This is a genomic window from Bacillus sp. SG20033 (assembly GCF_044570195.1).
GTDB lineage: Bacteria > Bacillota > Bacilli > Bacillales > Bacillaceae > Bacillus > Bacillus subtilis.
The window spans coordinates 460,586-473,785 of sequence record NZ_CP172606.1 but is presented as its reverse complement, the minus strand read 5'-3'; the positions used below and the strand labels follow the sequence as shown (position 1 = coordinate 473,785).

At 46.6% G+C, this 13,200-nt stretch carries 16 protein-coding genes; 3 read left to right on the top strand and 13 right to left on the bottom strand.

Going from position 1 to position 13,200, the window contains the following annotated elements:
• Positions 1-24 precede the first annotated feature (24 nt).
• The gene (pbpC, locus tag ACFVP7_RS02420) at positions 25-2,031 is read right to left on the bottom strand and encodes a penicillin-binding protein 3 (RefSeq protein ID WP_326228412.1); all 2,007 of its coding nucleotides are present in this window, start codon (positions 2,029-2,031) and stop codon (positions 25-27) included.
• A gap of 150 nt (positions 2,032-2,181) precedes the next feature.
• Here pbpC and ACFVP7_RS02415 point away from each other — a divergent pair, with 150 nt between their 5' ends.
• Positions 2,182-2,469: an antibiotic biosynthesis monooxygenase gene (locus ACFVP7_RS02415; RefSeq protein WP_003234413.1), complete on the top strand. Its 288-nt coding sequence runs from the start codon at positions 2,182-2,184 to the stop codon at positions 2,467-2,469.
• Positions 2,470-2,474: 5 nt separating this feature from the next.
• Here the strand turns inward: ACFVP7_RS02415 and ACFVP7_RS02410 are convergent, their stop codons facing one another.
• The 9 genes from ACFVP7_RS02410 to ACFVP7_RS02370 all read right to left on the bottom strand — a co-directional run bounded on the left by ACFVP7_RS02410 (position 2,475) and on the right by ACFVP7_RS02370 (position 9,897).
• Positions 2,475-2,720 carry a YczI family protein gene (locus ACFVP7_RS02410; protein ID WP_003240256.1) on the bottom strand — a complete coding sequence of 82 codons (246 nt, stop codon included), beginning with the start codon at positions 2,718-2,720 and terminating at the stop codon, positions 2,475-2,477.
• Between the two features lie 172 nt (positions 2,721-2,892).
• Complete coding sequence (gene lipC / locus ACFVP7_RS02405; RefSeq protein WP_256683211.1) at positions 2,893-3,534, bottom strand: spore germination lipase LipC; 642 nt, start codon at positions 3,532-3,534, stop codon at positions 2,893-2,895.
• Positions 3,535-3,597: 63 nt separating this feature from the next.
• Positions 3,598-4,350: an IclR family transcriptional regulator gene (locus tag ACFVP7_RS02400; RefSeq protein WP_014478857.1), complete on the bottom strand. Its 753-nt coding sequence runs from the start codon at positions 4,348-4,350 to the stop codon at positions 3,598-3,600.
• Between the two features lie 15 nt (positions 4,351-4,365).
• On the bottom strand, positions 4,366-5,373 hold the full coding sequence (pxpC, locus tag ACFVP7_RS02395) for a 5-oxoprolinase subunit PxpC (protein ID WP_396583250.1): 1,008 nt from the start codon (positions 5,371-5,373) through the stop codon (positions 4,366-4,368).
• A 2-nt stretch (positions 5,374-5,375) separates the two neighbouring features.
• Positions 5,376-6,098 carry a 5-oxoprolinase subunit B gene (pxpB, locus tag ACFVP7_RS02390; RefSeq protein WP_086343463.1) on the bottom strand — a complete coding sequence of 241 codons (723 nt, stop codon included), beginning with the start codon at positions 6,096-6,098 and terminating at the stop codon, positions 5,376-5,378.
• Between the two features lie 44 nt (positions 6,099-6,142).
• A complete protein-coding gene (locus ACFVP7_RS02385) occupies positions 6,143-6,916 on the bottom strand; it encodes a putative hydro-lyase (RefSeq protein ID WP_396583249.1) in 774 nt (257 codons plus the stop codon).
• A gap of 23 nt (positions 6,917-6,939) precedes the next feature.
• Positions 6,940-8,154 (bottom strand): NRAMP family divalent metal transporter, encoded by a 1,215-nt coding sequence (locus ACFVP7_RS02380; RefSeq protein WP_003234422.1) that lies wholly within the window; start codon positions 8,152-8,154, stop codon positions 6,940-6,942.
• Positions 8,155-8,168: 14 nt separating this feature from the next.
• Complete coding sequence (gene pxpA, locus ACFVP7_RS02375) at positions 8,169-8,942, bottom strand: 5-oxoprolinase subunit PpxA (protein WP_003234423.1); 774 nt, start codon at positions 8,940-8,942, stop codon at positions 8,169-8,171.
• 205 nt (positions 8,943-9,147) lie between these two features.
• Positions 9,148-9,897 (bottom strand): phosphoglycolate phosphatase, encoded by a 750-nt coding sequence (locus ACFVP7_RS02370; protein ID WP_003234424.1) that lies wholly within the window; start codon positions 9,895-9,897, stop codon positions 9,148-9,150.
• Between the two features lie 132 nt (positions 9,898-10,029).
• Here ACFVP7_RS02370 and ACFVP7_RS02365 point away from each other — a divergent pair, with 132 nt between their 5' ends.
• Positions 10,030-10,194 (top strand): hypothetical protein, encoded by a 165-nt coding sequence (locus ACFVP7_RS02365; protein ID WP_003234425.1) that lies wholly within the window; start codon positions 10,030-10,032, stop codon positions 10,192-10,194.
• Positions 10,195-10,226: 32 nt separating this feature from the next.
• Here the strand turns inward: ACFVP7_RS02365 and ACFVP7_RS02360 are convergent, their stop codons facing one another.
• The gene (locus tag ACFVP7_RS02360) at positions 10,227-10,619 is read right to left on the bottom strand and encodes a 3-hydroxyacyl-ACP dehydratase FabZ family protein (RefSeq protein WP_122895042.1); all 393 of its coding nucleotides are present in this window, start codon (positions 10,617-10,619) and stop codon (positions 10,227-10,229) included.
• A gap of 85 nt (positions 10,620-10,704) precedes the next feature.
• On the opposite strand from ACFVP7_RS02360, the gene ACFVP7_RS02355 reads away from it, so the two are divergent.
• Positions 10,705-11,313 carry a dienelactone hydrolase family protein gene (locus ACFVP7_RS02355; RefSeq protein WP_181216790.1) on the top strand — a complete coding sequence of 203 codons (609 nt, stop codon included), beginning with the start codon at positions 10,705-10,707 and terminating at the stop codon, positions 11,311-11,313.
• A gap of 68 nt (positions 11,314-11,381) precedes the next feature.
• On the opposite strand, the gene sipU is transcribed toward ACFVP7_RS02355, so the two are convergent.
• On the bottom strand, positions 11,382-11,945 hold the full coding sequence (gene sipU / locus ACFVP7_RS02350; RefSeq protein ID WP_375060392.1) for a signal peptidase I sipU: 564 nt from the start codon (positions 11,943-11,945) through the stop codon (positions 11,382-11,384).
• A 134-nt stretch (positions 11,946-12,079) separates the two neighbouring features.
• On the bottom strand, positions 12,080-13,144 hold the full coding sequence (locus ACFVP7_RS02345; protein ID WP_003234436.1) for a tartrate dehydrogenase: 1,065 nt from the start codon (positions 13,142-13,144) through the stop codon (positions 12,080-12,082).
• Between the last annotated feature and the right edge of the window lie 56 nt (positions 13,145-13,200).

The following is a 13,200-nucleotide window of genomic DNA, read 5'->3' as shown; positions in this document are numbered from 1 at the left end:
TTTCGCTCCTTTTAAAAAGACATTTTAATTCGATTGAAATTGCTTTTTCGCTTTCTCAACGACATAGTGGCTGCCGCCGCGGTCCTGCACATTTTGGATCATCATGGCGACAAGCAGGTCTTTGTTTTTGTAATCGTAGCCGACAAACCAGCCATTTTCCGTGCCGTCTTTATCATCTTTTGATGTTTTCAGCTCGGCTGTTCCTGTTTTCCCGGCCACTGTGATTCCTTTCACGACAGGCTGATACGCTGATCCGCGCTCATCTTCCACAACGCCTTTCAGACCTTTTGTAATGTCTGCCGCTCCTTCCTTGGTGACCACTTGCTTGTGCCAAACATCAGCTGTTTGTGAATCTTTTTTGATCAGCGTCGGTTTGACAAGGTCTCCATTGTCAACAAATGGCGTGTAAGCAGTTGCCAAGTGAAGCGGAGACATTTGCATTTGCCCTTGTCCGTAGCCTGTATCCGCAAGCAAAATGTCTGAATCAAGCTTGTCATTTGCAATAGACGATTTCTGGATCGGGAATTCGTACGGAACGTCCTCTGAAAAACCGAATGTCTTCAAGCCTTTTGTGAAGGTGTCCGCTCCCATATCAAGCGCATTCTGGGCAAAATAAATATTGTCTGACGTAATAAGGGCGTTTTCCAAATCGACTTGTTGAAGTCTCTCAGACACACGTGTCACTGAATAGCCGCCCCAGCTCGAATCTTTTTGCCACTCCTTGCCTTTGATTGTTTTCTTCTCATCGGCTTTAAGGGTGCCGTTTTTGATTCCAATAGCAGCCGCAATCGGTTTAATGGTAGAACCTGGCGCGTATGTCTTATTGAATTTCGCTGAAAACGGATTGTTTTTATCTTTGTTTAGCTTTTTCCATTCCTTATCGCTCCAGCCGAAAATAAATCCATTTGGATCGTAGGAAGGCGCGCTGACAAGGGCGAGTGTTTCGCCTGTCTTCGGCTGCAGCGCGACTGCCGCCCCGCTGTCATCCTTCAATTCATCATACAGCTTCGTTTGCGTTTTGATATCAATTGTGAGGTGAAGATCCTCGCCGTCCTTTGCTTTCTTTTCAGCGATGACTTCCCCGGTTTGCGGCACGTAGATTTTCCAGCCAGTTGTGCCTCTTAGCTTGTCTTCATACACATTTTCAAGTCCGGCGATACCGATGTTAGACGTATCGCTGTACGTTCCTTCTTTCTTTTTCTTCAGTTCTTCCGCTGTAATGGCGCGGACATAGCCTGTCAAATGGGCTGTCTTTTCGCCATACGGATAGTAGCGGGAGCTGACATTCGTTCTTGTTACGCCTTGTAATGACGTCGCTTCAGAAACTAATTTCTCCTGGTCAGGCTTGACCTTTTTGAGCGGCACAAACGAATCGTCTTTTACCCAGCCTTGATCCAGCTTTTTCTTGATGTCGTCTTCAGTCAAATCAAGTTTTTTGGCGAGCTCTTTTATAACTTTCTCTTTTTTATCGCCAAGCTCCCCGGGAACAATTCCAATTTCCGGAACATCTGTATTGACAGCTAAACCTTTTCCATTTTTATCGTAAATTTGGCCTCGTTTCGGTTCAATGCTCATAATTTGCACGGTTTTGTCGTCAGCCAGCTGCTTGAAAATAAACGATGGGTCCCAATCTATATTCCATGACTCCTCGTCATCTGTTTTTTCTAATTTCAGCACAGCAGTATTCTTGAAGCTGACTTTGCCGGCATTTGTGTTCATGCTGACTTTATACGGGATATGTTTCATCGTCTTGTTGTCTTGATCGTCCTTATCTACTTCTCCCGCAGTGACTTTCAAATTTTTTACGCCGGCCTGCTCATAGATGGCTTTATACCTGTTGACGAAATCTGTTTTGGAGATTTCTTTTTTGACATCTTTAGTCAGGCTTTGATACATGTCATCGAATTGCTGATCGTTCCACTGTTTCACGAATGCTTCCATGCGATCCTCTGGTGAATCTGTTTTGGAGCATCCGATTAACCCAATCAATCCGACGCATAGAAATACTAGTAGAATACACTTTTTTAACATGACTTTCCCCTGCCTTCCACTTGTTATTTTCTCTTAATTGAATTGGTGCGTGCAAGATTTTTTTGAAAATGAAGGAAAAGTTCACCGATTTTGCAGAAATCTCCTATCGTTTGCTGTAGACTATTTGAAAAGACAGGAAGAAGGGATAGCATGGTCAGAGAGGCAGCAATGCTTCACATTAAAGAAGGCCTTGAACAAGAGTTTGAGGATGCATTCCGGCAAGCGGCGCCGATTATTTCCGGCATGAAGGGCTATATCACTCACTCGTTATCAAAATGCATGGAGGAAACGCATAAATATCTGCTTCTTGTGGAGTGGGAAACACTTGAGGACCATACGGAAGGCTTTCGCGGTTCTTCAGAGTATCAAGAGTGGAAAGCCTTGCTTCATCGGTTCTATACCCCGTTCCCGACGGTCGAGCATTTTCAGGATGTGTAATAGATTTAAATAATATGAAGTGTAAAACCGATAAGGGAGACAGACCATACAAAAACGGCGGTATAAATATTAAAAGCGCCTGAGCCGTCATTTTCTTTTTTGCGTTCTTCAAGCCCCTGCATAAACATGACCGCACCAAGAAAGACGAGCATGACCGATTGGATAACAGAGGTGTGTTCCGTATAGTTAAAAGCAATAAGCGCCAGTATAATAATGATAACCGCAAAAGACATTTTAAAAATCCGAAACAAAAGGACCATCCTTCCTTATATACGAAATATTGAACGTTATGGCTATATTTGCCTACGCCCTCCATTATTCTAGCGCACTTTGTTTGTCTGTAGAACAGAAGACAGAGAATTTTAAGTTTCTTTTAATATTTCGATCACACATAAAAAACGCGCCTGTCATGAGGCGCGTTTTCTATGAAACTGATAATTCTTTATACCCTAGCTTGTGAACGGCTTCAGCCATCGCTTGATAGCCTTTGCTGTTCGGATGGACACCGTCAAAGGACAGATATTCCTGTTCTTTGCCTTTGAAGATGCTATAGGCATCCGCGATTTTGACATGGGGTGCTGATGCAAGTGTTTCTAAATGTGAATTAAAGGATGTGATCCATTTGCCGGCGATTTCAATGCCTGGAAACGGATTGTATAAGTTGAACACTCGGATGGCGTACGGGGAAGGATTTTCTCCTTTAATCTCGGCGACTTTGGCAATCATCTTTTCAAAATTCTCATGGCAATGGGCGGATACACGGCTGAAAATCGTTTCATCCTTAGAGGTTTGGTAGGCTAAGACCGAATCGATGAGATCGTTTCCGCACCCTGTGATCGTTATCATATCAGCATCTCGAATGCATTTTTGCACATAGGGATATGAGAGGAGTCCCAAAATCTCTTCTGTATTCAGGCCTGATCTGGCAAATATGTTTATTGCCGTTCTTGTTTTCAAGTCAGCTTCCATCATGTCCCCAAAACGCTGGACGAAGCCGGGTGAAAACAGCCCGGAGCCTCTCCCTGTCGTCAAGGAATCGCCCAGAGCTGTATATCGAAGCACCATGTTCTTTCCTCCACTCTTGAACGTCGATACGTTAATGTACGCAGCAGAGAAAAGATTGGCTACTTATGTATATCCTATTTTTCTTGAAATCTGTAAAGCGGCGTCCTTCACCTTTTCTGTTAAATAGGGCAGCCTGTCTTCTGTAAATCTCGCTTCAAAGCCTGCAATGCTAATGCCGGCTGCCACTTGGCGCTTATGGTTAAAGATCGGGGCGCCGATCGCCGCCGTATAGTTTTCGAGCTCTGAATAGCTGACAGTATAGCCATTTTGCACAGAGGCATCAATCTCCTGAAGCAGTTTTTCGGGATCGGTAATCGTTCCGGAGCCAATCGAAATGAGCTCGGTTTGTTTGATGTATGCTTCGATTTCTTCACGGGGAAGAAAGGACAGAATGCTTCTGGCGCACGCTCCCGCGTATAGGGGGGAACGCCTGCCGATCGCCGTATACAGCCGCACAGTCTGTGTCCCTTCTATTTTCTCAACGTATATCGCCTCATTGCCGTCCCTCATGATCAACTGCACGGCCTCATCCACTTCCCGGCACAGCTCTTCCATCACCGGTTTCGCTATTTTTCTGATATCCAGTCTGTCAGCGACAAGCTGTCCGAATTCCAAAAACACCAATCCCAGCGAATAAGCGCCGGACGCATCCCGACTGAGGAACCCCATTTCCTCCAAAGAGCTGACCATCCGGTGAACAGAGGTCTTCGGCATTCCCGTCAGCGACACCAGTTCACTTAAGGTTAGGCTTGGTTTATGCAAAAACAAATTGAGCAGCGCCATAGATTTGACTACGGTTTTGTTTTTATTCTGCATCATGCATCCCCTTTGCTATGTCAGCCATTCCATCTTTATTCTCGTTTTCAGTTCTTTTATATGCTGTTCCCGTTCTACCGCAAGCACTTCTGCTTCCTGAAGGGACACAGGCTCAAACTGGACGTGCTCACCCGGCATGATTTGGGAAACAATCGGAAGATCAGCGGATATGATATGCGCGATCCTCGGATAGCCGCCAGTCGTCTGCCGGTCTGCAAGCAGGATAATCGGGTTGCCGTCAGGCGGCACCTGAACTGTTCCGAATGAAACCGCTTCCGACACCATCTCAAGCGGGGCCTTCAGTTCGAGCGGTTCTCCTTTGAGCCTGTAGCCCATACGGTCAGACTGCGGCGTGACACGAAATGCTTCTTGATAAAAACGCGTTTTTGATTCTTCTGTGAAAAAGGCAAATTGCTTTCCTTCCAGCACCCGAATGACGGGATTCTTCTTCAATGGCAGAAATCTGCCGCGGCTGACTGACCACTTCGGTGCTGCAAATCCCTGTTTTCCAAGCTGCGAACTTAAGCGGGAAAGGATGGTTTGCGAAAGAGCTGACATCTCTCCAATGTTCAGTTCATCTTCTTTTTGAAGCGCTCTGCCATGAAGTCCGCCGATGCCTGCTCTGACGTATGTGCTTTTACTTTCCATGACGGCAGGCACCTCGATGCCGCCGGCTGCCGCCAAATAAGCACGGCTGCCGAGTTTGCAGGGGCCAAAGCTGACCGTGCTGTTTTCCTTGATGAGCACAGGCTTCCATAAAGGCGCTTCCTCGTCATTAATAAGCAGCGTGAAGTCCGCCCCTGTCACAGCAATCAGTGTCTGTTTTGAAAAATGAAACGACGGACCGGGCCCCATCATCGTTATTTCGAGACCTGCTTCATTTTCGCCGTTTCCTATCAACAGATTGGCAATGCGCAGTGAAACCGTGTCCATAGCGCCGCTGGCCAGAACGCCGTATTTTTGGTAACCCGTTCTGCCTATATCCTGAACCGTTGTGAGCAGTCCGGGCTTTAATACTTTCATGCTCAATTGGACTCCTCCTTATAGGCGTGATAGTCTTTTTCTGAGATGCGAACGAATTTCACAGTATCTCCCGCCCGCAGCAATGTCGGCGGGTTTTCCTGCGGCCGGAAAAGAGCCAGCGGCGTTTTGCCGATCAGCTGCCAGCCGCCCGGCGTTGAAATCGGATAAACGCCTGTCTGCAATCCCGCAATACCGACCGAACCTGCGGGAATCGACGGTCTTGGTGATGATTTTCTCGGAGCTGCAATGCGTTTTGACATCCCGCCTAGAAAAGGAAAACCGGGCGCGAAGCCAAGCATATATACCACATATTCACCGTTTGTATGAATGTCGATTACTTCCTCCGGTGACAGCTGATTGACCTTCGCCACCTCTTCTAAATCCGGACCGAATTCACCGCCATAGCAGACGGGAATTTCTACAATGCGGCGGTTGACCTCATAGTCTTCGGCTATTTCTACCAGCCGCTCTTCGACATCGCGCTTGACCTTCTCAAAAGGTGAGCTTATGCCTTGAGGCAAATGCTTGTACACTTCATACATATCATAAAATACGGTTAGACTTGTAAAAGCCGGGATACATTCAATGAATCCCGGAAATGGCTGTTCTTCTATATAAGCGGCCGCGGCGTGGACAATGCCGTTGACCTGTTCGTTGATTTCTTCTCCGAATCGGATCATCATTGCAGAATCACCGAGCTGTTCGATTTGATATCGTACAGTCATCTTTCTCACCTCTTTTAATTCTCGTTCATCAGGATGACGAGAGGTTACAGCACCGCAAGCGACTCGTCTCGAATATCTGTGATGAGCATATGCCCCGGCGCATGTGTGATGACCATTTCAGGCTTTACATTCATAGCCACGGCTTGCGGGGTCACCCCGCATGCCCAAAAAACAGGAACCTCGCCGTCACGAATGGGAACGGCATCTCCGAAATCCGGTTTCCCGAGATCGCGAATCCCGATTGCTCCCGGATTGCCGATATGGATCGGCCCTCCGTGCACAGCCGGAAAACGCGAGGTCACTTGTGCAGCACGTACAGCCAGCTGTTCAGGAACCGGCCTCATGCTGACAACCATCTGTCCGTGAAACGCCCCCGCCGGAACACAATCGATATTCGTTTTATACATCGAGACATTTGTCCCCTCATCAATATGCCGGACAGCTATCCCATTATTGATCAGTGCCTGTTCAAAGGAGAAACTGCATCCGATCAGAAAGCCGACAAAATCGTCCTCCCAGTATGGCGTAATATCAGATACTTCTTCCGTTAGGATACCGTGCCTGTAAATACGGTATTTCGGAAAGTCCGTTCTGATATCAGCATCCGGCGCAGCCAGAGACGGCACAGGCGAACCTGCTTCAGTCACATCCAGCACGGGGCAGGGCTTTTGATTTCGCTGGCAAAACAGCAGAAAATCAAAAGCTAGGTCCTTTTTCAAAACCACAAGATTCGCTTGGGCGTAGCCGCCGGACATGCCTGCGGTCGGCCCGTTTATTTTCCCCTCTCGTATCAGGGCGCGTACATCCTTTGGCGCCATTTTGTTTAATTGCTCCACTTATATCAGCTCCACAATTGAGGAAGTTGTGTACATAACGTGTAGATTCCCATAACTGCCATTACAATCACTACAAGCGCGCCTGTGCTTGTCAGCCAAAGCGGATGCTTATAATCACCGACAATGTTTTTCTTGTAGGCGGCAACAAGCAGCGTTCCGAGCGCAATCGGCAGAATTAAGCCGTTCAGTGAACCGACAAGGACGAGGATCTTCGCAGGCTGGCCGATTGTGACAAAAGCTAACGTAGAAACCACAATAAATCCGATAATAATACCGCGTGAATTCTTTTCAATTTTTGGAGAAAAGGTCTTGAAAAATGAAACAGATGTATAGGCTGCTCCAATAACAGACGTAATCGCCGCAGACCACATGATCAATCCGAAAATTTTATAACCGACATTTCCAGCAGCCAGCTTGAAGACAGAAGCCGCCGGGTTGCTTTCATCGATGTGCAGGCCTTTCGATACAACGCCTAGAACCGCAAGAAAAAGAGCGATACGCATGACAGATGTAATTAAAATGCCGACAACCGAGCTTTTTGTCACCTGCGGAATGGATTCCTTCCCTTTAATTCCGGCATCAAGCAAACGGTGTCCCCCGGCAAATGTGATATAACCGCCGACGGTTCCGCCCACTAGGGTGACAATGGCAAATATGCTGATGTGTTCCGGGACGAATGTATTTGCGACTGCCTGTCCGACCGGAGGAGCTGTCGTCGCCGCAACGTAGACCGTTAAAATAATCATCACGAACCCCGCGATTTGCGTAAAACGGTCCATCGCTTTTCCTGCTTCCTTGATGACAAAAATCAAAATGGCGATAACGGCACTGATTAAAGCGCCTGTTTCAGGTGTAATGCCGAACAGCACCTGAAGTCCCAGCCCGGCCCCTCCGATATTCCCAATATTAAAAGCTAGTCCGCCAAGCACGACGAGAATGGCGATGAAATACCCCAGTCCGGGAAGCACCATATTCGCAATTTCCTGACCTCGTTTTCCAGAAACTGCGATGATGCGCCACACATTGGTTTGGGCGAAAATATCTAAAATAATAGAGATTAAGATGACAAAACCGAAGCTTGCTGCGAGTGTGTTTGTGAATGTTGCGGTTTGGGTGAGGAAACCCGGTCCGATTGCTGATGTCGCCATTAAAAAGGCGGCGCCCATCAGCAATGACCAGCTGCCCGCTTTTTTTCCTGCTGTCTTTTTCTGCTGCTCCATCTATTGTTCCTCCTTTATGTTGACCTCTGTTCTGAAATAGCTGTCACTTCAATTCCAGCCGCTTTGAGCTGTTTTCTGATTTTTTGCGCAAATGTCAGCGCATGGGCTCCATCTCCATGAATGCAGACTGTATCTGCTTTTAATGACACATCATGTCCTTGCTGAGATTTGACCGCCCCTTCTTTCACCATTTTGATGACCTGGGTGACGGCGGCATCATCACTTTCAATGAGTGCGTCCGGCTGGGAGCGCGGTGTCAGCGTGCCGTCCGATTGGTATGTTCTGTCGGCGAACACTTCATTTGCGGTCTGAAGTCCGATCCGTTCTCCCGCTTTTACAAGCTCGCTCTCAGCAAGACCGAAAAGAATCAGGCCGGGATCAACCTTATAGACAGCTTTCGCGATGGCATCCGACAGTTTTTGATCGACTGCCGCCATATTGTATAAAGCGCCATGCGGCTTGACGTGCTGCATGTGAAGTCCCTCTGCTTTTAGAAAGCCAGAGAGCGCGCCAATTTGATAAACGACAAGATCATACGCTTCCTCAGGAGAAATCGCCATATTGCGGCGCCCAAAACCGAGTAAATCCGGCAAGCCCGGATGCGCACCCATTTTCACGCCTCTTTCTGCTGCAAGCGCGACGGTTTTTCGCATAACACTAGGATCTCCTGCATGAAATCCGCATGCGATATTCGCTGATGTCACATACTCTAAAATATCTTGGTCAAGGCCTATCTTGTAGGCTCCGAAGCTTTCTCCTAAATCACAGTTTAAATCAATCTGAAACACAGAATCCCTCCTGCCAAAGCAAACGATATGCTTTATGTCATTTATTGTCCCGAAATTCGGAACGACTATTCCGAATTTTTGAACTTTATTTCATTATAAGTGAATCATATCAGTTTGTGAAATACTTTTGTCAGAAAACCTACCATGGTCCCAGAATAAAACCTGCCAAACTAAAAAAGAGAGTCCATCTTAGGACTCTCTTTTTTTATAGTACCCAATGGCGAATCGCTTTAGCGACACCATCCTCAATATTTGTATCCGTGATATAATCAGCCGTTTCTTTTACGATGTCTTGCGCATTGCCCATTGCGACGCCAAGACCCGCTTCTTTGATCATCGCAATGTCATTAAGGCTGTCGCCCATCGCCATCACATTCTCCATTGTAAAGCCGAGTTTTTCCGTAACCTTGGCAAGGGCTGCAGCTTTGTTGATGCCAAGCGCGTTGACTTCAATGTTTGTCGGACTTGAATTTGTGATTTCGAGCTCTTTGTTTTTTCTCAGCTCCTCAAGCACTTCGTTTCGGATATCGTCATCCTCGATGTCAAAGCCGAATTTGAGCCATTCATGATCCGTAATGTTTTCCGGAAACTCGCCTCTCCATACTTTATTCACCGTAGAAGCCCAGAAATTAGTGTTGTGCTTATTCCGCAAATCCCACATCATTTGAATATGGTCCGTATGAAGCAGCTTCCGTTCCACCAAATTAAAATTCGAATCCCAAATTTCACTGCCGTTTGCCGTGATTAGAAAGGATGACAGCTTTAGCGATTCCGCCAGCTCCCTGCACGTCATCAGCGTCCGGCCCGTGCTGATCACCACATACACACCTTTATCCTCCGCTTCACGAATGGCTTTGCGGTTTTCATCCGAGATCAGCTGCTCGTCGTTCAGCAGTGTACCATCCATATCAATTGCGATCAGCTTGATATCTACATCTTCTCTTTGAACAGACATATATGTACCTCTCTTTATCTTTTTGTTGTGCTTCTCTCTATTCTAATACATTATACCCAGCGGGACAAAAAAGCGATTTCCTATGTTTGAGGAGAATGGATAAGAGGAAAACAAACGGTGAGGTGATCAAACATGACAGAAAAAAAACAGCAAAACAAACCAAATGAAAACCCCGAGCACAACGACTTAACCGATCCGATTCCTAATGAAGAGCTGAAGGAAAATATGAATGATGAAAAACACAAACGCCAGCAAAGAGATAACTCTCAAAGCGAACGGGATTACGACACAAAATAGAACCCCTCACAAAATGTTGTGAAGGGTTTTTTTCATTTTTCAATATAGATGCCGATTTCAGCTTCAGCAACAGGCTGCTCTCCAACTGATGCCTTGGCATGTCCGAACACAAACCCGCGCCGATTGCGCGTGACTTCAAACGTAAGATCAAGCCGGTCACCGGGCACAGCTTCTCCCAGCTTTTCCGCTTTCTTCACCGAAGACAATAATCCCAAGCTGTTCTTATCTGTAATTCCTGTAAAAGCCGCGGTTTGCGCAAGCGCTTCAATCACAAGTGAAAACGGCATTTCTGTTTGCGTATCAGTGATAAACCAGTCGTTCTCACTAATCAGCTTATAAGCTGCCGCATGTTTGCCGGGCTCGCTATCCGTCACGCCATCAATAAACAAAAATGGATAGCGGTGAGGCAAAGATAATGAGTTCATTTTATATCTCCTTTTTTTGACCATTATATCTCAGCCTAAAGTGAAACGATAGGATATAATGGAAAAAACACAAAAGGAGGCCGTTATGTCCCCAAAACCGCTTGTCATTCTCGTACACGAAATATACGGTGTAAACAGCCATATGAAAAAGATGGGCCGGCTGATCAAAATGGCTGGATATGATGTGTTGACGCCCAACCTGCTCGGCGAGGATGAAGTCTACACACTGCAAGAAGAAAAAACGGCATACGAACAATTTACAAAACACGAACGGCTGAAAACGGGAGAAACCATCATCCAGAATGTGATCAGGCAAAACGCCGGACGGCACATCTTTGTGATTGGATTCAGCGTGGGGGCTACTATCGCATGGAAATGCAGCAGTATGCCTGAGGTGAGCGGATCGGTTTGTTATTACGGTTCCCGGATACGCGACTCTCTTCATCACGTGCCAGCCTGCCCGGTCCTATTGTTTTTCCCTAATTATGAGCCGTCGTTTGACGTAGCGCTTCTTATCAAAAAACTGCGGGAAAAACAGCATACCCATCTTGAGATTTATCAATTCGATGCGCTTCACGGCTTCGCCAATCCTGATTCTGTTTATTTCAACAGGACCCTTTTCTTCAAAACGCTCTCTATCATAAAAAACGGGGCGGAAAAACGGCTCCGCCCAGTTTCATCAGAAATTTTTTAAACGCGCACGGTACTTTATAATCGCGTGTTTTGGTTCCGTACGTTCCATGTTCTTTGTTGCACTGAGTTTTATTTTGCCTGTCTCATCTCACCGAATGGATAAAAGACGAGAGATTCAGTACCGATGATATCGTTCTCAGAAGGCATGCCCATTCCGTTTCTACTATCCAGTGAATTGAGACGGTTATCTCCCATCACAAAATATTTACCGGTAGGAACCTCAACCTCGAAGTCACCCGTTAAGGTTACACCCGATTCTTTGACCTCTTGTTGTTGTTCCTTTAAGTACGGTTCTTCCACCTTTTTATCATTTATGTACAGCTGATCATTTTTCATTTTAATGCTGTCACCAGGCAAACCGATTAAACGTTTGACAAATGAGCGGCCGCTCTTTTTGTCATGAATGACTATGATGTCGCCTCTGTGAAACCCGCCAGTCCATTTGACTGCTTTATCAACCAGAATTCTTTCTGAGTCTTTAAGCGTTGGGGCCATTGATGATCCTTCAATAAGAAAAGGCTTGTAAAACACCAATCTAATCGTAAAAATGAGAGCTGCGATCATAATGATACTGAGTACAACGATCGTTTTGATTTTTCTTTTTTTCTTTAACGTGATTGTTTTTGCATTCAACTTCCTTCACCCGATGCTTTCCTAAGAATTCCAAATTATTATACAGCATTTGGATCTGCTTGGTTAGACTTTCGTGGAAATTTTCGTAAGGAAATGGACAGGCCGGGGCAGCCATCTGCCACCGGCCTGATTCATCAGAGCTTTCTTAAGCGCGAACAGATTTCATCAGTGACCTCAGCCGTTGTGCTTTGTCCCCCAATGTCGCGTGTTTTGATGCCGTCGGCAGTCACTTGCTCCATTACATCAAGAATTTTCGCCCCCAATTCTTCCTCTCCGAAGTGGTCGAGCATCAGCTTCGCTGTCCAAATCTGGCCGATCGGATTGGCAAGGCCCTGTCCGGCAATGTCAGGAGCTGAGCCGTGAACCGGTTCAAACATGGACGGATATTTGCCGGATGGATTGATGTTCGCAGAAGGCGCAATGCCGATGCTTCCCATCAGGCTTGAGCTGATGTCGGTTAAAATATCACCGAACAAGTTGCTCGCCACAATGACATCAAACGTTTCCGGACGCGTCACAAAAAAAGCGGCCAGCGCATCAATATGCTGAGATGATGTTTCGATTCCGCTATAATCAGCGGCTGTCTGCTGAAAGACTTCATCCCAAAACGGCATCGCATGATAAATGCCGTTAGACTTTGTGGCGCTTGTCACATGGCTGCGCCGTTTTTTCGCCAATTCGAAGGCAAAGCGCATGACACGTTCTGTCGCTTTTCTCGTAAACACGGCATTCTGGATGGCGATTTCATCATCGCCTCTGTGAATGCGCCCGCCGACTTCACTGTATTCACCTTCACTGTTCTCGCGAATCACCACGAAGTCAAAATCATTTGGATGCAGAAGCGGCGACGTAATGCCTGCCATTTGTTTGGCGGGTCTCATATTAATGGAAAGCTCAAGCTCCCTCCGGATTTTCAGCAGCAGGCCCCATAACGATATATGATCGGGAACCAGCTTCGGATTTCCGACGGCTCCCAAAAAAACCGCTTCAAATTGAGTAAGCGTATGTATTCCATCTTCGGGCATCATTTTGCCGTGCTCCAAGTAATAATCACAGCTCCATGGAAAAGCCGTGAATGAGAATGACAAACCTCCGTGTACCTCAGCGGCTGTATGAAGCACTTTCTCAGCAGCCGCTACAACCTCTTTTCCTACTCCGTCTCCCGGTATTGCCGCAATCTCGAATTGTTTCATCGTCATTCTCCTTCCCCTGTTTTCGTAAGCGCTTTCTATTATACTAGATTGCGAGATAGTAA